Annotated in this window: 15 protein-coding genes and 1 pseudogene; 11 read left to right on the top strand and 5 right to left on the bottom strand. The window is 73.7% G+C overall.

Features of this window, described 5'->3' with window-relative positions:
• Positions 1 to 7: 7 nt before the first annotated feature.
• Positions 8 to 574, bottom strand: coding sequence for a PadR family transcriptional regulator (locus AB0K51_RS29210; RefSeq protein ID WP_363460260.1), 567 nt, complete (start codon positions 572 to 574; stop codon positions 8 to 10).
• A gap of 149 nt (positions 575 to 723) precedes the next feature.
• Between AB0K51_RS29210 and AB0K51_RS29205 the strand changes: the two genes are divergently transcribed.
• Positions 724 to 1119 carry a nuclear transport factor 2 family protein gene (locus AB0K51_RS29205; protein ID WP_363460258.1) on the top strand — a complete coding sequence of 132 codons (396 nt, stop codon included), beginning with the start codon at positions 724 to 726 and terminating at the stop codon, positions 1117 to 1119.
• Positions 1120 to 1149: 30 nt separating this feature from the next.
• Here AB0K51_RS29205 and AB0K51_RS29200 read toward each other — a convergent pair whose 3' ends face one another.
• Positions 1150 to 1845 (bottom strand): type 1 glutamine amidotransferase domain-containing protein, encoded by a 696-nt coding sequence (locus AB0K51_RS29200; protein WP_363460256.1) that lies wholly within the window; start codon positions 1843 to 1845, stop codon positions 1150 to 1152.
• A gap of 179 nt (positions 1846 to 2024) precedes the next feature.
• Here AB0K51_RS29200 and AB0K51_RS29195 point away from each other — a divergent pair.
• Both AB0K51_RS29195 and AB0K51_RS29190 read left to right on the top strand, forming a co-directional pair.
• A pseudogene (locus tag AB0K51_RS29195) lies at positions 2025 to 2936 on the top strand (LysR family transcriptional regulator).
• Between the two features lie 216 nt (positions 2937 to 3152).
• Positions 3153 to 5213: a phosphocholine-specific phospholipase C gene (locus AB0K51_RS29190; RefSeq protein ID WP_363460254.1), complete on the top strand. Its 2061-nt coding sequence runs from the start codon at positions 3153 to 3155 to the stop codon at positions 5211 to 5213.
• A 68-nt stretch (positions 5214 to 5281) separates the two neighbouring features.
• Here AB0K51_RS29190 and AB0K51_RS29185 read toward each other — a convergent pair whose 3' ends face one another.
• Entirely contained in the window at positions 5282 to 5554 is a 273-nt protein-coding gene (locus AB0K51_RS29185) for a hypothetical protein (protein WP_363460252.1), read from the bottom strand.
• 559 nt (positions 5555 to 6113) lie between these two features.
• Between AB0K51_RS29185 and AB0K51_RS29180 the strand changes: the two genes are divergently transcribed.
• The 7 genes from AB0K51_RS29180 (at position 6114) to AB0K51_RS29150 (ending at position 12157) form a co-directional block, all read left to right on the top strand.
• Positions 6114 to 6281, top strand: a complete 168-nt coding sequence (locus AB0K51_RS29180; RefSeq protein ID WP_363460250.1) for a hypothetical protein — start codon at positions 6114 to 6116, stop codon at positions 6279 to 6281.
• A gap of 133 nt (positions 6282 to 6414) precedes the next feature.
• The gene (gene ribA / locus AB0K51_RS29175; protein ID WP_363460281.1) at positions 6415 to 7062 is read left to right on the top strand and encodes a GTP cyclohydrolase II; all 648 of its coding nucleotides are present in this window, start codon (positions 6415 to 6417) and stop codon (positions 7060 to 7062) included.
• A gap of 49 nt (positions 7063 to 7111) precedes the next feature.
• The gene (locus AB0K51_RS29170) at positions 7112 to 7627 is read left to right on the top strand and encodes an NADPH-dependent FMN reductase (RefSeq protein WP_363460248.1); all 516 of its coding nucleotides are present in this window, start codon (positions 7112 to 7114) and stop codon (positions 7625 to 7627) included.
• A 112-nt stretch (positions 7628 to 7739) separates the two neighbouring features.
• The gene (locus tag AB0K51_RS29165; RefSeq protein WP_363460246.1) at positions 7740 to 8645 is read left to right on the top strand and encodes an LLM class flavin-dependent oxidoreductase; all 906 of its coding nucleotides are present in this window, start codon (positions 7740 to 7742) and stop codon (positions 8643 to 8645) included.
• Positions 8642 to 9820, top strand: a complete 1179-nt coding sequence (locus AB0K51_RS29160) for a hypothetical protein (RefSeq protein ID WP_363460244.1) — start codon at positions 8642 to 8644, stop codon at positions 9818 to 9820. The genes AB0K51_RS29165 and AB0K51_RS29160 overlap by 4 nt, the downstream gene beginning before the upstream one ends.
• 16 nt (positions 9821 to 9836) lie before the next feature.
• Positions 9837 to 11012: a galactosyltransferase-related protein gene (locus AB0K51_RS29155; RefSeq protein WP_363460242.1), complete on the top strand. Its 1176-nt coding sequence runs from the start codon at positions 9837 to 9839 to the stop codon at positions 11010 to 11012.
• Positions 11013 to 11173: 161 nt separating this feature from the next.
• The gene (locus AB0K51_RS29150; protein WP_363460240.1) at positions 11174 to 12157 is read left to right on the top strand and encodes a helix-turn-helix transcriptional regulator; all 984 of its coding nucleotides are present in this window, start codon (positions 11174 to 11176) and stop codon (positions 12155 to 12157) included.
• A 222-nt stretch (positions 12158 to 12379) separates the two neighbouring features.
• Here AB0K51_RS29150 and AB0K51_RS29145 read toward each other — a convergent pair whose 3' ends face one another.
• Entirely contained in the window at positions 12380 to 14533 is a 2154-nt protein-coding gene (locus AB0K51_RS29145; RefSeq protein ID WP_363460238.1) for an elongation factor G, read from the bottom strand.
• Positions 14534 to 14885: 352 nt separating this feature from the next.
• Positions 14886 to 20720: a hypothetical protein gene (locus AB0K51_RS29140; protein WP_363460236.1), complete on the bottom strand. Its 5835-nt coding sequence runs from the start codon at positions 20718 to 20720 to the stop codon at positions 14886 to 14888.
• Between the two features lie 120 nt (positions 20721 to 20840).
• On the opposite strand from AB0K51_RS29140, the gene AB0K51_RS29135 reads away from it, so the two are divergent.
• Entirely contained in the window at positions 20841 to 21299 is a 459-nt protein-coding gene (locus AB0K51_RS29135; protein ID WP_363460234.1) for a hypothetical protein, read from the top strand.
• The last annotated feature ends 770 nt before the right edge of the window (positions 21300 to 22069 follow it).

Below are 22069 nucleotides of genomic sequence, written 5' to 3'. Positions count from 1 at the left end.
CGCGGCGTCAGTCCCGCAGCGCCGCCCGCCGGTCCAGCACGCCGAGGGCCAGTTCGCCCCAGCGCAGGTTCTCCCGTTCGAACTCCATGCCGCGCAGCAGCGTCAGGTAGGGGCCGATCCGCTCGGCCTCGACGAGGTGCTGCTGCTCGGTGCGGCCGTCCAGCAGGCGGTGCCGCAGGCGCTCGTAGCGGGCGAGCTTGCCGCGGGCCGACTCCATCCGCTCGACGATGGCGGCGCGCACGGCGCCGGCCTCCCCGGCGTCCAGGCTCTGCACCTTGACCAGCAGCTCGTCGCGGATCGCGCTCGGCCGGCCGACCGGCTCGGCGGTGTAGGCGCGCACCGCGGCGCGCCCGGCCGGGGTCAGCGAGAACAGCCTCTTGTTGGGGCGCTTGTCCTGCTCGACGACCCGGGCGGCAACCAGCCCGTCGGCCGCCATCCGCTCCAGTTCGCGGTAGAGCTGCTGCGGGGTGGCGGCCCAGAAGTTCGCCACCGAGGCGTCGAAGCCCTTCGCGAGGTCGTACCCGGACGCCTCGCCCTCCAACAGGGCCGCCATCAGCGCGTTCCGCAGTGCCATGCCGTCAACCTAGCACCCGCCGATAGTCAACAAAGCGACTAATCGCGCCGACTCCCCGCACCCCGGACCGGCCCCTGGACACCGGCCGCGCCGGGTGCCCATACTCGCAAACGCACCTACTCAACTTTGCGACTATCCCGGGAGCCCGCATGCACCCCTTCCGCCAGGCCGTCGAGGCCCGCGACGCGCAGGCCATAGCCGCCCAGCTCGCCGACGACGTCGTCTTCACCAGCCCGGTCGCCTTCAAGCCGTACGCGGGCAAGCCGATCACCGCGGCGATCCTGCGCGGCGTCCTGCGGGTCTTCGAGGACTTCCGGTACGTCCGGGAGATCGCCGACCCGGGCGGCCGCGACCACGCCCTGGTCTTCCGGGCCACGGTCGACGGCAAGGAGGTGCACGGCTGCGACTTCCTGCACTTCGACGAGAACGGGCTGATCGACGACTTCACCGTGATGGTGCGGCCGCTGTCCGCCGCGCAGGCGCTCTCCGCGGCGATGGCCGCGCAGTTCCCGCAGATCGCCGCGGAGGCCGCGGCCGCGCTCTGACCGTCCGGCGGCCGGCGGCCGGCGGCCGGCTCAGCCCAGCAGCTTCAGCAGCTCCTCGGCCACCTGGACGGAGGAGGCCGGGTTCTGACCGGACACCAGGTTGCCGTCCACCTCGACGTGCGGCGCCCACGGCTCGCCCGCCCGGACGTCCAGGCCCGCCTCGGTCAGCCGGGTCTCCAGCAGCCACTTCGCGCGGTCGGCGAACCCGGCCTGGGTCTCCTCGGCGTCGGTGAAGGCGGTGATGCGGCGGCCGGCGAAGGTGTTGCGGCCGTCCGCGTCGACCGCGGCGAGCAGCGCCGCCGACCCGTGGCAGACCACCGCGAGCGGCCGGCCGGAGGCCAGCGCACCGGTGAGCAGCCGGCCGGAGTCGGCGTCCTGCGCGAGGTCCTGCATCGGGCCGTGGCCGCCCGGGTAGAAGACCGCGTCGTAGTCGGCGAGGTCCACGTCGGCGATCGCCACCGGCTCCTTGAGCTCGGTCATCGCGTCGAGCGTGTCGGCGACCTCGCGGGCCTGCCGCTCGCCGCCGTTGACGCCGGGCTCCAGGCTGCCGCGGTCGACCGGCGGCACCACCGCGCCGGGCGTGGCGACCGTGACCCGGTGCCCGGCCGCGGTGAACGCCCGGTACGGGGCGGCGGCCTCCTCGCCCCAGAACCCGGTGGGGTGCTCGGTGCCGTCCTTCAGCGTCCAGTGGTCGGCGCCGGTCATCACGAAGAGGATCTTCGACATGCTGCGGTCCTTCACAACTCGGTACTGCACTACCGGAGTTCACCGAACGGACGGCGTGCCGGAGTGCCTGGTCCCCTCGACCGTAGACCGCGCCGCCCATCGGCGGCCAATGGACAGGCCGATGCCGCCCATCGGAATTCCGATGGCTCCCGCGGCCCGGCCGGCCGTAGGCTCGGCGGATGGACAACCGCGGCGGACCGCCCGACCTGAACCAGCTGCGCACCTTCCTCGCGGTGTACCGGCTCGGCTCGCTGACCGCCGCCGCGCACCACCTCGGGCTGTCGCAGTCCACCGTCACCGCGCAGCTGCGGGCGCTCGAGCGGCGCCGCGGCGGGGAGCTGTTCGAGCGCCGGGCCCGCGGGGTGACGCCGCTGCCGCCCGCGGACGAGCTGGCCGCCCGGCTGGCCGAACCGCTCGACCGGCTGGCCGCGGCCGCCGAGCCGCGCCCGGCCGCCGCCCCCGCGCCGGTGCAGCTGGCCGGACCTGCCGAGCTGATCGGCACCCTGCTGCTCACCGCCCTCGCGCCGCTGGTCGCCGACGGCGTCCGACTGCGGATCACCCCCGGCCTGACCGATCCGCTGCTCGCCGACCTCCGGGCGGGCCGGCACGACCTGGTGATCGCCACCCGCCGCCCCACCGGCCGCACGCTGGCCGCCGAACCGCTGGCCGACGAGGAGTTCGTGCTGGTCGCCGCCGCCGACTGACCGCACCTGGCCGCCACCAGGCGGCTCCCCGCCGCCGAACTCGCCGCCGCCCTGGCCCGCCTGCCGCTGGTCAGCTACGCCGAGGACCTGCCGATCGCCCGCCGCTACTGGCGGCACGTCTTCCAGCAGCGCCTGCACGTACGGGCCGCGGTCACCGTCCCGGACCTGCGGGCGGTGCGCACCGCGGTGGTGCACGGCGCCGGGTGGACGGTGCTGCCCCGCTACCTGTGCCGCGCCGAGCTCGACTCGGGCGCGCTCGTCCCGCTGCACCGGCCGGCCGACCCGCCGATCAACACCGCGTACCTGGTGCGCCGGCCCGGTCCGGCCGCCGAGCCGCACGTCGAGCTGGTGCGCCGCCGGCTGCTCGCCGCGGCGCGCGACTGGTGACGCCACCGGGCCGCCCCGGGTACGAACCGTCAAACTCCGCTCCGCACAAGCGGAATGCCCTTGTCTGTACAAGCTGTGAGCACTTGTCCGAACAACTCGAGGCGTTCGTTTGACGTACGCCAGTCAGTCACGAACGGGCCCCCGGATCGTCCCCCGCAGGCGCTGTCCTGGGTGGCACCTTCCACCCACCCCCGTGACACCCAGAGGTCGGAACCCATGGCAGAACTGAACCGGCGTCGCTTCCTCCAGCTCACCGGCGCCACCGTCGCGTTCTCGGCCCTGTCGCAGAGCATCGCGCGCGCCGCGGCGATCGCCCCGCAGGGCACCACCGGGACCATCCAGGACGTCGAGCACATCGTCGTGCTGATGCAGGAGAACCGCTCGTTCGACCACTACTTCGGCGCGATGAAGGGCGTGCGCGGATTCGGCGACCCCCGGCCGGTCACGCTGCCCAGCGGCAAGCCGGTCTGGTACCAGGCGAACAGCGCCAAGAAGGAGATCCTGCCGTTCCGGCCGCAGGTCAGCGACCTGGGCCTGCAGTTCATCCAGGACCTGAACCACGACTGGGCGGGCGGCCACAAGGCGTTCAACAACGGCAAGTACGACCAGTGGGTGCCCGCCAAGACGGCCACCACCATGGCCTACCTGACCCGCGACGACATCCCGTTCCACTACGCGCTGGCGGACGCCTTCACCCTCTGCGACGCCTACCACTGCTCGTTCATCGGCTCGACCGACCCGAACCGCTACTACATGTGGACGGGCTACACCGGCAACGACGCGACCGGCGGCGGCCCGGTGCTCGGCAACCAGGAGGCCGGCTACTCCTGGACCACCTACCCCGAGCGCCTGGAGGCGGCCGGGGTGTCCTGGAAGATCTACCAGGACATCGGCGACGGCCTGAACGCGGCCGGCTCGTGGGGCTGGATCAGCGACGCCTACCGCGGCAACTACGGCGACAACTCGCTGCTGTACTTCAACAACTACCGCAACGCGCAGCCCGGCAGCGCCCTCTACGAGAAGGCCCGCACCGGCACCGACGCCAAGGCCGGCGACGGCCTGTTCGACGTCCTGAAGCGCGACGTGCAGGCCGGCACGCTGCCGCAGATCTCCTGGATCGCCGCCCCCGAGGCGTTCACCGAGCACCCCAACTGGCCCGCCAACTACGGCGCCTGGTACGTCTCCCAGGTGCTCGACGCGCTCACCGCCAACCCGGACGTGTGGGCGAAGACCGCGCTGTTCATCACCTACGACGAGAACGACGGCTTCTTCGACCACGTCGTCCCGCCGTTCCCCCCGTCCTCGGCCTCGCAGGGCCTGTCCACGGTCGCCACCGGCGCCGACTACTTCGGCGGCAACGCCTCCTACGCGGCCGGCCCGTACGGCCTCGGCCAGCGGGTACCGATGCTGGTCGTCTCGCCGTGGAGCACCGGCGGCTACACCTGCTCGGAGACCTTCGACCACACCTCGATCATCCGGTTCATGGAGCAGCGCTTCGGCGTGCAGGAGCCGCACATCTCGCCCTGGCGGCGGGCCATCTGCGGCGACCTGACCTCCGCCTTCGACTTCACCGCCTCGCACACCGCGGCGGCGGCGCTGCCCTCCACGGCGGCCTACCAGCCCGCCGACCACAACCGGCACGCCGACTACGTGCCGACCCCGCCGGCCACCGGCACCATGCCCCGGCAGGAGGCCGGGTCCAAGCCCACCCGCCCGCTCAAGTACGCGCCGTACGTGGACGGTTCGGCCACCACCTCGACCGGCAAGTACACCCTGGCGTTCAGCGGCGGCGCGGCGGCCGGCGCCCAGTTCATGGTCACCTCCGCCAACCGGACCGACGGCCCGTGGACCTACACCACCGAGGCCGGCAAGTCGATCTCCGACGCCTGGAACACCAGTTACTCCAAGGGCGTCACCGACCTGAGCGTGTTCGGGCCGAACGGCTTCATGCGCCGCTTCCGCAACCCCGGCAAGACCGCCGGCCCCGAGGTCACCGCCCGCCACAACGCGGCCACCGGCAACCTCGACCTCACCTTCACCAACCCGGCCGGCGCCGACGCGGTCCTCACCGTCTCCAACGCCTACGCCGGCACCCCGCAGACCGTCGCCGTCCACAAGGGCGCCACCGTCACCCTGACCCTCAACCTGGCGACCTGCCGCAACTGGTACGACGTCACCATCACCTCCAACGTCACCACCGACTTCGTCCGCCGCCTCGCCGGCCACGTCGAGACCGGCACCCCCGGCCTCTCCGACCCGGGCATCCTCACCAACTGACCCCCGTCACCCCGAAGGCCCGGCCCCGCCACGGCGGCCGGGCCTTCGGCGTCCGCCCGCCCGGGCGGTCATCCGCAGACCTCGGGGGCGACGGCCCAGCTGCCGCTGCCCAGGTACCAGAGGTGGGCCACGGCGGCGGCCAGCCGCCGCTCCGCCTCGTCGTCGAAGCGCGGTGGCAGCGTGCCCGCGAGGGCGTCCGACAGCCGCTCCAGCGAGCCGGGTCCGGCGTAGCGGCCGGCCACCCGCCGGTACTCCTCGGCCATCCCGGTGGCCCGCAGCTCGGCCGGGCTGTACCCGGTCAGCGTGGCCGACAGGGTCAGGAAGTCCTCGACCGTCGTCACCGCACCCTCCATCCGATCGCCGTGTGCACGGCAGCACGGGCGAGCATTCCTCCGCCGACGATCCGTCATGCACGCACGCCCGCACCGGCGGGAGCACCGTGGGCGGTCGAGCCTCCCCCGCACCCCTGCACGCCCCTGCGCCGGGCCGCACGCCCCCGCGATCAGGCCGCCCGTCCGGCGAGCGGGGGCGGGCCCATTTCGCCACATCAGCGACCGGAACGCCGCGCACAATTCACGCCGCGGAATTCCGGGCGGCCGCCGGAAAAACCCGTACGACACCGGCGGATCGGACACCGGTCCGGACCGTTCGGGTCCGTTCCGGCGGGAGCCGCGCAGACCGCGACAACTCGGACAGTGCGCGCGTCACGGCCGTGCTGCGTGCCCGACCGGCCCGCCGCTGGCCGGATCAGGCACGGCCGGGTTCGGCCAGCGGCGACCGCTGGCGGCGCGGGGCCGCGGCGGGCGACAGTTACTCGTCGGCGGAATTCGGCGAACGCACCGCCGAATTCCGCCAGGGAATTCGTAAACCACCCGCACGTTTCCGATGATTGGGACACCCATGTCGAAGACCAAGTTCCTCGCCGGCATTTCCGCCTCCGCCCTGGCCGCCCTCCTGCTCGTCGGCGGCCTCGCGCAGACCGCCTCGGCCGAGCCCGTCGGCGCGCAGACCACCACCGTCTGCCCGAACAGCCTGATGTGGGACACCATCACCGCCAGCTGCCGCTGACACCCACCGACCGCCCCCAGCACCCGCACCGCCCGCAGCACCCACCCCACCCGGCCGGGGCCACGCCCCGACCGAAGCACCCACCGCCGACCGAGGCCTCACCCCGGCCGACGTGAGAGGACGAGCGATGACCATCACCGAGACGACCGCCGCACGGATCCGCGCGACCGTGCCGGTGCCGATCCACCTCAACTGCGACGAGCAGGTCGCCGCCCGGCTGCACACCTTCCACGGCCTCAGCGATCCGGGCGAGCACATCGCGATCAGCCTGGGCGAGGGCCGCACCGCCCCTGGCCGGCTGCCGCTGGTGCGCCTGCACTCCGAGTGCCTGACCGGCGACGTGCTCGGCTCGGCCCGCTGCGACTGCGGCCCGCAGCTGCACGAGGCGGTGCGCCGGATCGACGCCGAGGGCGGCTGCGTGCTGTACCTCCGTCAGGAGGGCCGCGGCATCGGCCTCTACAACAAGCTCGACGCGTACGTGCTGCAGGACGCCGGCTTCGACACCTACGCCGCCAACCGCGAGCTGCGCCTCGACCCGGACTCCCGGGACTACCGGGCCGCCGCCGAGATGCTGCGGCTGCTCGGCCTGACCAGGATCCGGCTGCTCACCAACAACCCGGAGAAGGCCGCCCAGCTCGCCCGCTACGGCATCGACGTGGCCGCGGTGGTGCCCACCGGGGTGTTCGTCACCGAGGCCAACCGCTTCTACCTGGAGACCAAGGCCCGGGTCACCCGGCACACCCTCGCCCTCGGCGAGCCGGCCGCCCGCGCCGCGAGCTGACGGTGCGCCAGGACCACGACACCCGGCAACGGTCCGTCAGGAGGACGGCATGAAAGCACTGATCTTCGTCGGCAGCGAACGCGAGCACTCCTACACCGCGGCGCTGGCCCGGGCGGTCGGCCAGGCCCTGGAGCCGGTCGGCATCGGGTACGAGACCGTCCCCGCCGCCCCGTGGCAGTCCGGCGCCGCCGGGCTGCTCGACCGCCTCGCCGACGCCGACGCGGTGGTACTGGTCACCCCGGTCTACCACGCGGGCTACTCGGCGCTGCTCAAGGGCGTGCTGGACGGACTGCCCGGCGACGCGCTCGCCGGAAAGGCGGTCGCGCTGGCCGCCAACGGCAGCGGTCCGCGCAGCGGCAGCGCCGTCTGCGACCAACTGCGCACCGTCGCACGGGCGATGGGCGGCTGGGTGGTGCCCACCCAGGTGGCCGGCTGTCCGGACGACTTCCTGCCGGCGGGCGGCGCACCCGCCGCGCCGACCCCCGAACTCGCCGAGCGCTGCGCACAGGTCGCCGCGGAACTGCAGCGCCTGGCCGCCGCGTTCCGCGCCCCGGCGGTGGTGTAGCCATGCGCGGCGAAGCGGTACACGGCACAGCGACGCACGGTGCGGCGACGCACGGTGTGACGATGCGCCCGCAGGCCGATCGGCCCGCCGCCGCTGCGGGCGGGTGGTCCGCGTGAGGACCGGCATCCTGCTCCCGCTGTACGACGACCCCTGGCAGCACGACCTGCGCCGCCTGCACCGGGTCGCCGAGCTGGGCTTCACCGGGGTGTGGACCCGGGACGTCACGCTCACCGAGAACGACGGCGCGGACCGCGCGGTGGCCGGCGACCCGGTCGCCGACCTGGCCCACGCGATGGGCACCGGGCTGCCGTTCGAGGAGTTCGGCACCGCCGTGCTGTGCGCCGGCTACCGGCACCCGCTGAGCATGGCCCGCTCCGTGGTGATGCTGCAGCGGATCTCCGGCAACCGCCTGGTGCTGGGCATCGGCGCCGGCTCCCGTTCCAACGTCAACGCGCTGTACGGCCTGGACCACGCCTCCCGGCGGCAGAACCTGCTGGACACCGTCCGCACCCTGGACGACGTGCTGCGCCAGGACGGACGGGGCCTGCCGGACACCGTCCGGTTCGAGAAGCCTCCGGGCTTCCTCCCGCCGCCGCTCCTGCTGGCCAGCGGCGACCCCGGCGTGGTGACCGCCCTCGGCCCGCTGCTCGACGGGCTGATGCTGCCCGGCCTCGCCCCGGACCGGCTCACCGACCCGGACGCCCCGTCCCCGTCGGACCGGTCGCTGCCGGCCGCCGCCGCGCTGCCCGGCACCATGCAGCTGAGCCTCGCGGTGAGCACCGCCGACCGCCGGATGCCGGTCGGGGTCCGCGACCTGGGCCGGATCTCGGTGGTCCAGGTCGGCGCGGACCTGCTCGGCCCGCTGCTGGAGCGCTACGCCGCCCACGGCCTGCAGCGGCTGGTCTTCCACCTGCCGTTCGACGACCTGACGGGCAGTCAACTCGACTGTCTGGCCGAGCGGGTGCGGGAGCTGTCCGGCCCGGTCCCGGTCGGCGCCGGGGCGGGCCGGGCCCCGTGACCCTCCTGCTGAGCGCGGCGGTGGCCGCCGGGACCGACCGCCCGGAGCAGGTGGCGGCGCTGGCCGGCCGGCTGCGCGCGCTGGACCCGGTCCGGGTGGTGCACGCCGACCCGGCCACCGCCCTGGTCCGGGCCTGGCGCGCGGCGGCCGGCACCGGCTCCACCCACCACCTGGTGGTGCGCGACGGCGCCCGCCTGGCACCCGAGTTCGCCGCCGAACTGGCCCGGGCGGTGGCCGGCCGGCCGCGCGCCGCCCTCGCCCTGCACGTCGAGTACGGCTCGTGGAACGCCGCCGCGGCCCGGCTGGCGGCGCTCCGCGGCTGCGGCTGGGCGGCGGCCGTGCCGCAGGACTGCCTATCCCCGCTGGCGCTCCTGCTGCCGTCCGAACTGGCGGTGCCGTTCGCCGAGTTCGCGAACGTGGCACTGGCGGCCGGCGGCCCGCCGAACGCCCTGCTCAGCCGGTTCGCCCGGGAACACCGGCTGGACGTGCTGATCCACGTCGGCAACCTGGCCGCCGGCCCGGTGGACAGCCTGCTGCGGCCCGCCGCGCAGGACTGCGACTGCAGCGCCGCGCTGCCGTACGACGGGCGGCTGCGCGACGAGGTCAGCCCGCTGCCCGCGGTGCTCCCGCTGCTGCACGGCGGCCGGGCCCGGATCTCGCTGTGGGACCCCGGCACGGACACCTGGCGGCGGGCCACCTGGTCCGCCCACATGGACCGGATCGGCGGCGACTGGCCCGGCGCGGCACCCGCGGCGGCGTTCGTGGCGATCACCGACCGGGTGCCGCCACCGGCCCGCGAACGGCTGCTGCCGCTGACCGAAGTGGTCCGCTACGGGCTGGCGTTGGGCGCCGCGCTGGGCCGCGCGCCCGCCGAGTCCGCGGCGCCGACGCTGCGCCCGTGGCTGTGCGCGGCGGTGCTGGACGCCGTCGGCCCGGTGCCCGCCCGGGGCTGGCCGGACGCCTGGACCACCGAGCTGACCGACGTGCTGTGGCGCGCCGTCGGCCTGGGCGCCCGACTGCAGGCCAACCACGGCGTGCGCCGCTGGTCGGGCCCGCAGCTCGCCCGGCTGCCCGTCGACGCCCCGCTGTGCGGCGCCCCCGACCCGGCGGCCGCCGACCCCTGCGACCCCATCGAACACGGTCCTGACCCCGTATCACCGGCCTGGCACCGGTGAGGAATCGGAGGACGCCATGTCCTGGCTTCGCCCCACCGACCCGGCCGCCTCGGCCCGTCTGATCGCCGACGCGCTGGTCATCCACGCCGACCCGCACGCCCGCGCCACCAACCCGTACCACTGGTACCGGATCGAGCCGCTGACCGCGGAGTTGGCCCGGCTGGCCTCCGACGAGGACGGCGCGCCGTTCGCGCCGGCCGCCCGGCGGCTGCTCGCCGAGCCGACCCGTCCCGACCACCACCGGCGGCTGGTCGCCGCGCTGCTGCCGATGACCGAGCGGTTCCCGGAGCGGATGGGCCCGCTCGCCGACCTGGCCTGGCAGGCCGTCCAGCGCGGCCGGATCGGCCACCACCTCGGCGACGCGGTGGGTGACGCCGGGCCCGGGCCGGCGGGGCGGGTGCCGGTCCGCGCCCGGGCCGACGAACCGGGCGGCGCCGCCCAGGTGGTGGTGCCGTTCCGGGACCGCGGCGACGACGGCCACCGGCTGCGCAACCTGCTGGCCTGCCTGGCGGCGCTGCGCGACCAGGAGCCGGTGGCGGGCGGCTACACGGTGACCGTGGTGGAGGCCGACGACCGGCCGCGCCACCGCGAGCTGATCGAACCGCTCGCCGACGAGTACCTGTTCGCCCCGCACCCGGGCAAGTTCAACAAGGCGTGGGTGGTGAACGCGGGCGTGGTGAACTCCGCCGCGAAGGCCGAGACGGTCTGCGTGTTCGACGCCGACCTGCTGCCGGACCGGTCCTTCGTCGCCCGCAGCCTCGACCGGTTCCGGGAACCCGGCGTGGGCGCCTTCCTGCCCTACCGCGACGTCCTCTACCTGGACGAGGGGGCCAGCGAGCAGGCCGTGCGCACCCGGTGCGTGGACGCCGCCGCGGCCCTCGACCCGGCGGCCCTGCGCGGCTTCTGGATGCGCCGCCCGGTGGGCGGCTGCGTCTGGCTGACCCGCGAGGTGTTCGACCGGATCGGCGGCATGGACGAACGCTACGAGGGCTGGGGCGGCGAGGACGTCGACCTGGTGCTGCGCCTGCAGTCGGCCACCGCGCTCTACCACTGGAACGACTTCCTGGTGCACCTGCACCACCCGGTCGTGGTCCCCCCGCCGGACGAGGCCCGGCGCAACGACGACATCCCGTACATGACCTGGCGCCCGACCGGTCCGATCGGACGTCTGGACCGCCATCTCACCAGGTGACCCGATGCACCCCCGATCCCGCCCAAACCTTTGACACCACCCGCCACTTTGGTCTAGACCTGAACCCCGGTGGTCAGGTGTCAGCCGGAAGGGGCGGGGGATGTCGGCATACGGAGTGAGGGGTTCCGGCTGGAACGGGCCCGCCCGGGTCGCGGGCTGAGATGCAAGCCACCCTGACGGCGTTCGGCCTGAGCGAGGCGGCCGGCCTGGTGTACCAGGCGCTGCTGCGCAACCCGGAGCGGGCCGAGGCCGAACTGCCGGCCGAACTCGGTCTGACCGCCACCGAGACCAGATCCGCCTACCGGGAGCTCACCGAGCTGTCCCTGCTGCGCAGTTCCTGGGACGACCCGCTCGCGCTGCGCCCGGTGGTCCCCGAGGTCGGCCTCAAGGCCCTGCTCGCCCACCGGGAGGCCGAACTGCTGGTCCACCGCCAGCAGGTCGAACAGGCCCAGGCCGCCTACGAGATCATCCGCGCCGAGGCGGCCAGCGGCCGCCGCTTCACCCAGTCCGAGGACCTGGTCGGCGTCGACGCCATCCGCGACCGCCTCGCCGAACTCGGCGAGCGCACCAGGTCCGAGGTGCTCGCCTTCATCCCCGGCGGCGGCCAGAGCGAGGCCGCGCGCGCCGCCAGCCAGCCCCTGGACGAGGAACTGCTCGCCCGCGGCGTCAAGTTGCGCACCGTCTTCCTCGACTCGGTGCGCAACCACCTGCCCACCACCGACTACGCCCGCTGGCTGGTGGAACGCGGTGGCCAGGTCCGCACCGTGCCCTCCCTCCCCATGCGGATGATCGTCGTGGACCGGGAGGCCGCCGTCGTCCCGCTCGACCCGGAACGCAGCGACACCGCGACGGTCCTGCACGGCCGCGGCGCGGTCGCCGCCATGTGCAGCCTGTTCGACCTCGTCTGGTCCGGCGCCACCCCGCTCGGCGACACCCGGACCCGCGACCCGCACGGCATGTCCGGCCAGCACCACGCGCTGCTCCGGATCCTCCAGCAGGGCGACACCGACGTGGTCGCCGCCCGCAAGCTCGGCGTCTCCGAACGCACCGTCAGACGCCTCATCGCCGAAGTCATGGACGTCCTCAGCGCCCGCAGCCGCTTCCAGGCCGGCGCCCGCGCCGCCGAACTCGACTGGCTCCGCTGACACCCCCACCCGAAGGAAGCCCCCGCCCCACCCACCCGAACGGGGGCCACCCCACCCACGGACACCGCAGGCCGCACCCACATTGCCGCAGGCGCTGCCGCGTTGCAGGCACCACGCACTGCGCCTGACGCCACGCCACGTCTCCGCAGGCCGTGCCTACTGCGCCGCAAGCACCGTTGCGCCGCAGGCACTTGCACGTCCCACCTCACCCGAAGGCCGTGCCTACTTCGGCGCCGGGGCGTACCCCGCCGGGCGGGTGGTGAAGGTCCCGCGGCCCTGGGTGCGGCTGCGCAGTCGCGTGGCGTAGCCGAACAGTTCGGCCAGCGGCACCGTGGCGGTGAGCACGGCGCTGCCGCCCCGTGGCTCGGAGCCGTGCACCCGGCCGCGCCGGGAGGCCAGTTCGCCGAGCACCGGGCCGACCGCGTCCGGCGGCACCGTGACGATGACCTCCGCGACCGGTTCCAACAGGACCGGGCCGCAGCGGCGCAGCGCCTCGCGCAGGACCAGCCGACCGGCGGTGCGGAACGCCAGCTCGGAGGAGTCCTTCACGTGCGTCGCACCGTCGGTGAGGGTCACCCGCACCCCGGTCACCCGGTGGCCGAGCGGGCCCTCCGCCAGGGCGTCCCGGCAGCCCGCCTCGACGGCCTGCACGAACTCCTGCGGCACCCGCCCGCCGGTGACCGCGGAACGGAACTCGAAACCCTCCGCCCCGGCCTCGCCGAGCGGCTCGACGTCGACCACCACCTGCGCGAACTGCCCGGAGCCGCCGTCCTGTTTGGCGTGCCGCAGCACCAGGCCGGCCACCGAACCGGAGACGGTCTCCCGGTAGGCGACGGTGGGCCGACCCACCGTCACCTCCAGGCCCTGGCCGCCACGGCGCAGCTTCTCCACCGCCACCTCCAGGTGCAGTTCGCCCAGGCCCGACAGCACCCGCTGCCCGCTCTCCGGGTCGGTGCCCACCACCAGCGACGGGTCCTCCTCGGCGAGCCGGGCCAGTGCGGCGGCCAGCCGGTCGGCGTCCACCGCCCGGCGGGCCTCCACCGCGACGGTCACCACCGGGTCGGCGGCCTTGGCGGCCTCCAGCACCAGCGGCGCGTCCGGCGCGCACAGCGTCGTCCCGGCGCGGGCGGCCTTCGCGCCGACCACCGCGACGATGTCGCCGGCGACGGCCCGGTCGGTCTCCGCGTGCCGGTCGGCCTGCACGCGCAGGATCCGCCCGATGCGCTCGGTGCGCCCGGTCCGCGCGTCCAGCACGGTGTCCCCCTTCCGCAGGGTTCCGGAGTAGATCCGCAGACAGCTCAGCCGGCCCGTGGCGCCCGCGCTCACCTTGAACACCAGCGCCGCGAAAGGCTGTTCGGGATCGGCGCGGCGTTCCTGCGCCGTGCCGTCGAACTCCCCGCGCACCGGCGGGACGTCCAGCGGCGAGGGCAGGTACGCCGCCACCGCGTCCAGCAGCGGTTCGATGCCGCGGTTGCGGTACGCCGAGCCGCACAGCACCACCACGGCCTCACCGGTCCGGGTCAGCTCCCGCAGCGCCGCCGCCAGGGTGTCGGCGCCGAGCGTGCCGGTGGCGCAGAACTCCTCCAGCGCGCCCGGGTGCAGCCCGGCCACGGTCTCCGCCAGCGCCTGCCGCCGGAGCGCCGCCTCCGCCGCCAACTCCTCCGGCACCTCGCCGACTTGTACGCCGCCTTGGCCGCCTGAGGCGCCGGCACCGCCCGCGCTGCCCACGCCGCCCGGGCTGCCCGCACCGTCCGGGCCGCTCGCGCCGTCCGCCGCGTCGGTCCAGGTCAGGGCGCGCAGCCGGAGCAGGTCGACGACGCCGGTGAAGTCGCCCTCCCGGCCGATCGGCAACTGCACGGCCAGTGGCACCGGATGGAGCTTCTCCCGGATCGAGGCGACCGCCGCGTCCAGGTCCGCGCCGGCCCGGTCCAGCTTGTTGACGAAGGCGATCCGCGGCACGCCGTGCCGGTCCGCCTGCCGCCACACCGACTCGCTCTGCGGTTCCACCCCCGCCACCGCGTCGAACACCGCGACCGCGCCGTCCAGCACCCGCAGCGAACGCTCCACCTCGTCGGCGAAGTCCACGTGCCCCGGGGTGTCGATCAGGTTGATCCGGTGGCCGTCCCAGCGGCAGCTGACCGCCGCCGCGAAGATGGTGATGCCGCGGTCCCGCTCCTGCGGGTCGAAGTCGGTGACGGTCGTCCCGTCGTGCACCTCGCCGCGCTTGTGGATCGCCCCGGCGAGGAACAGGATCCGCTCGGTGACGGTGGTCTTCCCGGCGTCCACGTGCGCGAGGATGCCGAGGTTGCGGACCGCGGCGATCGGGGCGGCGGTGGTCGTGACGGGGGTGCTGGTGGTGGTGAGGTCGGTGCGCATGGCCCGGTGCCTTTCGGAATGACGATCCTGGGAAGGGCAGCGCGATTCACGGACAACCACGGGAACTCGACGAGCCGTCAGCAGAGGTCCATGACAGCCGAGTTGTGCTCGAAGAGCGGGATGTCTCGCGGGTCCTACCGGCGCCGGCCGCGCAGCGGGCGCCGGCCGGTCGAGGACACCAGGATCACCTCGAACCGCGACGGGGGAACGACGACAGCGGCGCTTCGCACGGCCGGTCCCTCCCTCTCCACGTCACGGTCCACCGCACCGGCGACTCCGGCACGACGGGTTCAGCGCGCCGAGTCTAGGGACGGCGCCGCCGCGCCGTCACGCGAATATCCGCAGCCGCCGATCAGGCACTACCGGCTCCCGGGGGTTCGAGCGTGGCCCAGTAGCCGACGGTGTCACGGTGCAGGTTGTGTGCCTCCGCGAACTCCTTGATACGGCGGCGGGGGGATCGCGGGTCGGCGGCGTCGGCCAGCAGTTCGTGGAGTCGCCGGTAGTCCCTCCGGTAGGCACTCTCGTGCGTCATGAGCAGGGTGTGGACGTCGGCGACCGTGGGGACGTCGCGCCCGTGCCAGCTCAGCTCGGCGACCTCCCCGAGGGTCAGGGCGGGGTTCTGGGCGCTGCCGTAGACGAAGAGGAACGCCATGGTGCTTTCGGGTGTGCTGCGGACCTTCCGAGTGCGGCGCGGGGCGGGTGTCGCGGCGGGCGTCGCCTGGGGTGCGGGGCGGGGCGGGGTGGGGTTGATGCTGGTCAGGTGCTCGAACTTCTGTCGGGCCGTCAACGGAGCTCTGAACGTCGCCCAGTCGACGACCGGCATGACCACGCGGCCTGCCCGGACCGGGCCGCGTGTACCGGTCTGGTCGCGCCTCCGACTACCGGCGGTGCCGGTTCGGAGGTCCCGGTATCCGGTCCCGTCGTCGGGTTGGCGGGTGTGTCGGGGAGGCGTGACGGCGGCGCTGGCGTCGTAGTGGTTGCCCGTGTGGTGAACGGTGACGACCGGGGCGTCAGGGGGGCCGAGGTGTTCGATGTGGTCGGTGTCGCCATGGACGGCGATGCGCAGGCGGATGCCGAGGGCGTGGGCGAGGAGCGGGGGGAGAACCTCGCCGTAGGGCCCGTTCCAGGAGCTCTCCCAGGTACGCACGGCGGAGATCGTGTCGCGGAGCTCCTGCGCGGTGAGCGGGGTGTCCTGCGCGAGGAGGAGTGCGGCGAGGCCGTCGCGGTCGAGCAGGTCCAGGGGGAGACGTCCGGTGGGCTGGTGGTCGAGGATCTGCTGGAAGGTCCCGTTCGGGTCGCGGTCCTCGAAGCGCCAGCCGATCCAGTCCGCGATCTTCGCCACGGCCAGGTCCTCGCGCCTGCGGTTGCGGAAGGCCTCGCGGGCGGTCAGGTCGATCAGTTGGTCGCGCAGGATGGTCGGGTCCGCGGACGGCTCGATGCGGTGGATGGTCAGCTGATGGCGGGCGGCGTCCGCGCGTTCGGGATCCCACTGCCAGCGCACCCTGGCGGCCAGTGCGGCGCTCACCGACGACAGGTCCGTGCGGGGACTGGCAGCGACCGCGGCTTCGAGGAGTCGATAGGTGGCCTCTGCGGTGAGGAAGTCGGCGTTCGGGATGGAATCGACCCCGAGGTCGCGCAACTGCTGTTCGATCCGCCCGCGCGGCATGCTTCGAAGCGACTCGCGGCGTTGCTCGAGGGTGCTCGCGCGCAGGACTCTGACGATCTCGGCGGGGACGTCGGCGGTCCGGCGGTTGGTGAGCCAGGTGCGGACGGCGTCGCGTACGCCCTCCGCGAGGGTGCGGATCCCATCCGGGACCGCACCCGGCCGGACCCGGTCCGCCAGGATCCGGTCGAGGTCGCTGTCCCCGACGCCGGCGTGGATCAGGCCCTCCCGCACCGCCAGGGGGTCGCTGACCACCACCGACGACAGCAGGCACAGGCCGTCCCCGGGCACCGGCACCAGGTCCCCCACCGCGGGCACCCCGGCGACGGGGGCCTGCGCGACGCCCGTCTGAGCACCCGTCATCTGAATGTCCGGGGTCCGGACGTAGGTCGGGGAGTGGTCGGCGTGGGTAGCGGGAGCCTGGACGGGACTGCTGTCACCGGTGGTTCGCCTCGGCTCGCCATTCGGGGTGTCGCGTCCGGTGGTTTCCGTGGTGCCCGGTTCCTGGCGGGTCGGGGTCGGTTGACCGTCGTCGATGACGATGGGGTTCGCAGTCGATGCCTGGCTCGCGTAGAGGGCGTCCAGGATCTCGCCGAAGCCCGCTTCGGGTTCGGCCTTGAGGTCGAGGGTGTCGAGAAAGCCCGCAGCGGGCCCAGCGCTCATGGTGAGGCCGTCGGGCGAAGGCCACTCGGAACGGTCACCGTCCGCCATCGCGACATCCGCCATCGCCACGTCCGCCATCGCCACGTCGGCCGTCGTGGGGGATGGTGGAGCAACGGGGTCGTCCGAATGTCCGGCGGGCGCACCGGCCGACCCGGTCGCGTGGGAGGTCCCCACCAGGTCGGTATCGGGCCCGGGGGTGGGGGTCTGGGGCCGGGCCGAGTCGTCCGCGGCGGGCGGCTCGGCGTCCGGCCCGGCCGGGGATGACGGTTCGTCACCGAAGTCGGCGTATTCCATGTCGTCGGAGGAATCGGCCTGAGGCATCAACTCGTCGCCGGAGTCGTCGCGGAGGTCGAGCGAGCCGCGGGGAGACGACGGTCCGACTGGGTCCACCGCCGCCACGGGCTCCGCGGCCGGTCGGACCTCGTCGGTGGCATCGGCGCGGTGCGGGGTGGTCGCGCGCGAAGGCGGTGCGGGCACCCCGCTCTCCTCCGCCGCGCGGGCGCGGGCTTGCGCTTCCACTGCGATCCGGAACGCATACTCGTCGTCCGGCTCGTCGTACGGCGTGGGGTCACCCTCGGCGGTGAAACCGTCGCCGGGTGTGCGCGACCACTCCACCACCCGGCGGCCGTCCTCGCCGGCCAGCCTCGCGTACCAGCCTCCGAACGCCTCTCCCGCAGGGTGATCGGCAGGAACTTTGGGCACCATCACGGACAAGTCGAACACCTGAGCACTGTCGCCGGCCGTGCAACGAACCTGGCGCCCGACGACCCTGGCGAGGGTCACCGAAAACCGATCGCCGGCCAGGGTGCTGAACGTGACCACGTTCCCGGTCCTCACGAAGTCCAGCGGCTGGTCCGCGAACAACCTGCGGGTCTTCCTGTCGGCCGGCAGGTGGAATGTCCTGCCGGCGACGCTGACCGCGGAACTCGTGGCAGCCGCGCGCCCCTGCTCGGCGACCCGTTCGAGGAACGCGCCCCGGTTCGCGGGGTCCACCAGGGAGACAGGCAGCGGCACATACCTTCCGACCATTTTCTCCACCGCGACCCGGTACTTGTACTCGACGTCCGGCTCGTCATACGGCTTCGCCAGGGCGTCCTCGGGTGTGAAGGCCTCGCCCGACGTGCGGGACCAGACGATCACCCGGCGGCCGACCTTGCCGGCCAGCCGCGCGTACCAACCGCCGAACGGTTCGCCGTCAGGGTGATCGGCCGGGACGTCGGGCACGATCGTCTTGACGCCGAACACGGTGGTCTTGGCACCGGCCGCTCGGTGCGCCTCGGCCTCACGGGGACCGTCAAGGCGGACTTCGTACGAATGGCGGCCGTCGAGAGTGGTCAACGTGACCGTCTTGCCGTCCACCCTGCCGTTCAGCGGCTGGTTCGCGAACAGCGCGCGCCGGGAGCCCCTGGGCAGGTGGAGGATCACGCCGTTGGTACTGGCCTTCGTCGCGCCGGCGACCAGGTGGAAGCGGTGCCGGACGCGCTTGAGGAATAGGACCCGGGGTGCCTGGCCCGGGTGTTCACCGCCGACGGCCGGAGCCCCTGGAGGCGGCGTCGACTCGCCCTGTGCGTGCTCGGATTCACGACCGAGGAACGGCTCGAACTCCATCAGGTCTCCGCCATGCGGTGGCACGGCAGGCTCCGGCCTGCCCGTCTGCCCGGGTTCACCCCCGAGTCGACGTCGCGCTTCCGGCCGGGAGTCGGTGGCGGGTGAAGCGGAGGTGGTGGCGTCGTAGTGGCCGGGCCTGTGAGCGAGGACGGGGTAGCCGTGGTCGGACGCGAGTCGGGCGGCCTGCTCGGGGTCGGGATAGGTCGTGGAGTAGTCGGTGTGGACCGCGGTGACAGTGCCGCTCCGAACGTCGGCTATCAGCAGCCCCCGCCCGGAGTACCGTGTGTAGAGCAGCGGCGCGGCGCTGCCAAAGGCGTTGTCCCAGCGGCGGTCGACCGTGAGCTGGTCCAGGACAGCGGCCCAGACCGGACCGAACTCACTGCGCAGCCGAGCCAGGAGACCGGTGTAGAGCTCCGCGTCGGCAAGCTGGTACGGCAGGATTTCAGGCGTCAGCTGCAACAGGTCGTACAGGAGCCGACTGTCCGTCAACACCTCGGCGAGCAGCGTCGGACCAACGGTGAAATCGTCGAACAGATTCCCGAAGTCACGCGCCAGCGCCGCGCGAAGGTCAGCCTCGGTGCCGTGCTCGGGACGCATACGCGCCAACGCGCGGAAGAAGCAGTTCCCGTCACCCAGCACCGGATCGACCGTCAGATCCAACCTGGACAGCAGCGCACCCGCTCCAGCGGAGGCGAGCGGCTCCGAGACTCCCGTGCCGTCCCCGGGTCCATCACCTGCCGGACCGACGTGGTCCAGCGGCCGTTCGTCGCGGTACAGCATGGCCGAGGTGTCGGTTTGTTGGTCCGGCGAACCCGTGAGGACGGTGTAGCCGGATTCGGCCGCGAGCACCATGGCCTCCTCGAAGCCGGGCTCCGTGATAGTGCCGTCAGGGTGGATCGCAGTGACGGTCCCGCTCACGGGATCGAGCACCAGCAGTCCCTGCCGGGGCTGCTCGGCGTGCAGACGGGACTCCCCGGTGCCGAGCTCGCCACCTTGCGGACCGTCAGCGGTGCGGGTTCCCATGGCCACGTCCCCGGCCGCACCGGTACCGCCGTGCGGCAACGCCGACATGCCCGGGTCCGCCTCCGGTCCGCTGCCGCTGATGCCCCGGCCGGCGGCGGCCGCTGAGGCGGCACGCCGCTCCTGCGCGAGCCGACGGCGGTAGACGGCGGGCGGCTCGTCGTACGGCGTCCGTTCGGGCTCGGCCCTGAACTCCTCGCCGCCGGTGAGGGACCAGGCCACGCACCGCTGGCCGTCTTCGTCGACCAGCCGCCCGTACCAACCCACGAACGCGGGGTCGTTCCCACGATCAGCCGGAGGGGTCGGCACGGTCATGAACACGCCGAATACGGGGCGGGTGCCGGGTTGGAACAGTTCCTCAGATACCGGGCGGTCGCCCAGCGAGGCCTCGAAGTGGTCACCCGCCGGATTGGTGAACCTGACCCTCTTGACGTCGTCGAGGCGCGTGCCCCTCAGCACCTGGTGCGCGAACAGTGCGCGGCGTGCACCTTCCGGCAGCTTGAACACCTTGCTGTTGACACTGACCGATACCGAGTTGGCCTTCTGCTCGAACGTGTGCGCGATACGGCTGCGGAAAGCGATGCCGAGCCATTTTCGCCAGTCCCCATCACTCGTACGTGCCACCGAACCGGGAAGCACCACTCCGGACACCCCCCCTGCCGTTCCGCCAGGTGCCTCACCACCCGGTGCCGAACCGGGGCGCCGACCGACGCCGACGGGACCGGATCGAGCGGGAGGGTACCCGCGGGTTTGACTGGGACGGCGCTCCGGGCCGAACTTGACGGCGCCGTCGAGCTGTTCCAGGTCGGCTGGTGGGTTGTCGTGGGGGTGGTCGGTTTCGAGGGCGATGTGGGTGGGGTCGCCGGCGTGGGTGTAGGTGCGCCAGTGGGAGGTGTGGCTGGTGACGACGGCGGGAGTGCCGTCGGGGCGGAGGCCGAGGTGGTCGGCGAGGACGACGGTGTGGTGGCCGGTAGTGGTGGGGGCGATCCACAGGTCTCCCGCGGGTGCCCGCCCGGTGAACGGGCCTGCCGCGGCCGGGCGGGGGTTCGCCGTCTGATGCGCCCACAGCGCCCGCATCGCCTCGGGCACGTGGCGGCCCGCCGGCTCGCCGAGGCGGCAGGAGAGGAAGTCGATACGGGTCTTGCCGTCGAGGTTCCCCCGGTCGTAGGCGGCGAGGAGGACGTCGGCGAGTTGGTGCGGGCTGAGCGGGGCGCCGTTGTCGCCGGTGTGCATGGCGACGGTGTAGGCGTCATCGGAGCGCGGGAGGAGGTCGAGGGCGTGTGCGGCGCGGCTGTGGTCCTCGGCGGGTGCGGCGGGGTCGGTGACCAGGACGCCGGTACGGGTGGGGCGGAGGTGGAGGGTGTCGGCGACGCTGGCGTAGTCGAGGGTGATGGCGGCGACAGGCTGCCGGGCGGTGCGGTGGAGCGTGCCGAAGAGTTCGGCCCTCACCGGCGGGTCGGTGTCGACACCGTGGCGGGCGAGTTCGGTGCGCAGGTGGTGTTGGAGGGCGGCGGCGGTGGCGGCGGCGCGGGCGGGCCCGTGGGCGCGGTCGGGGTCGTCGCCGCCGGTGACCCTGATCACCGGCATCGGCTGTCCGGCGTGGTGACGGCGTACCAGTTCCGGGGCGAGGCGGCGGGCGGTGTCCGCGACGATCCTGTCCATGGCCGGTTCGATGGTGCTGGAGCCGCGGGGGAAGGCGACGTGCACGGGTGCGAGGGACAGCGGCAGGGCGGGGTCGGCGCTGCCGGGCTGCGCGTGCAGTGGCTGTGGCGGGTGGTCGTGCGCGGGGCGGACGGCGGCTGCCACGGGTGAGCGCGGGTCGCCCGCGGCAGCCGCCGTGGGCGCGTGGTCGTCGGCGGGGGCGGAGGTGGGGTCGTCGGCGGGGGTGGGCGTGTGGTCGTCGCCGTCGTCGGGGCGGGAGAACATCCCGTCCAGCGCCGTCTGGTGCTCCGACGGACCGGCTTCCCGGTCGCGCCCGACGGTACCGGTCGCAGGTGACGGTCCGCCAGGGGCGTGGTGGCTCGGGGTGGCCTCGGTGCGCAGGCGGTCCAGCATCGCCTCCAGTGGGCTGCGCCCACCGGCGAGCACCGCCGCCATCGCGTCCGGCGCGGGGGCGCTGTCCGTGCGCAGACGCACGGTATCGGGGGTGAACGGATCGCCGAGGTCGGGTGCGGGGAGGGTGTACTGCTCCGTGTCGGTGTCGCTGACGGTGCGGACTCCGCCGAGCACGTCGCCGAGCGCTCGAACGTCCGGGTTCTCCTCCCGCACCGCGCCAGCGCCGCGCGAGGTGAAGAGGTTGACGATCGGGGTGTCGGAGCGCAGGTCGAACCCGGAGAACGGGTTGGAGAAGAACCACTTCGCCAGGTCCTTCGCGCTCTGCCCCCACGACTCGTCACCGTCGTGCCCACCCGGCCGCGGCACCGGGAACGGCGCCGGATTGCCGGTCATGTTCGCCACGAACGACACGAAGTTCAACGGATGCAGCAACCCGAAGTACTTCGCCCCGTCCGGGTTCTCACGCCACTGCCGCTCCCGCAACCAGTTCTGATACCGGTCGAACAACGGCTCGAACGTCTTGTGCA

Source organism: Kitasatospora sp. NPDC049285 (assembly GCF_040678815.1).
Lineage (GTDB): Bacteria > Actinomycetota > Actinomycetes > Streptomycetales > Streptomycetaceae > Kitasatospora.
Note: the sequence above shows the minus strand (reverse complement) of the source record. Positions and strands in the feature narration are given on the sequence as shown.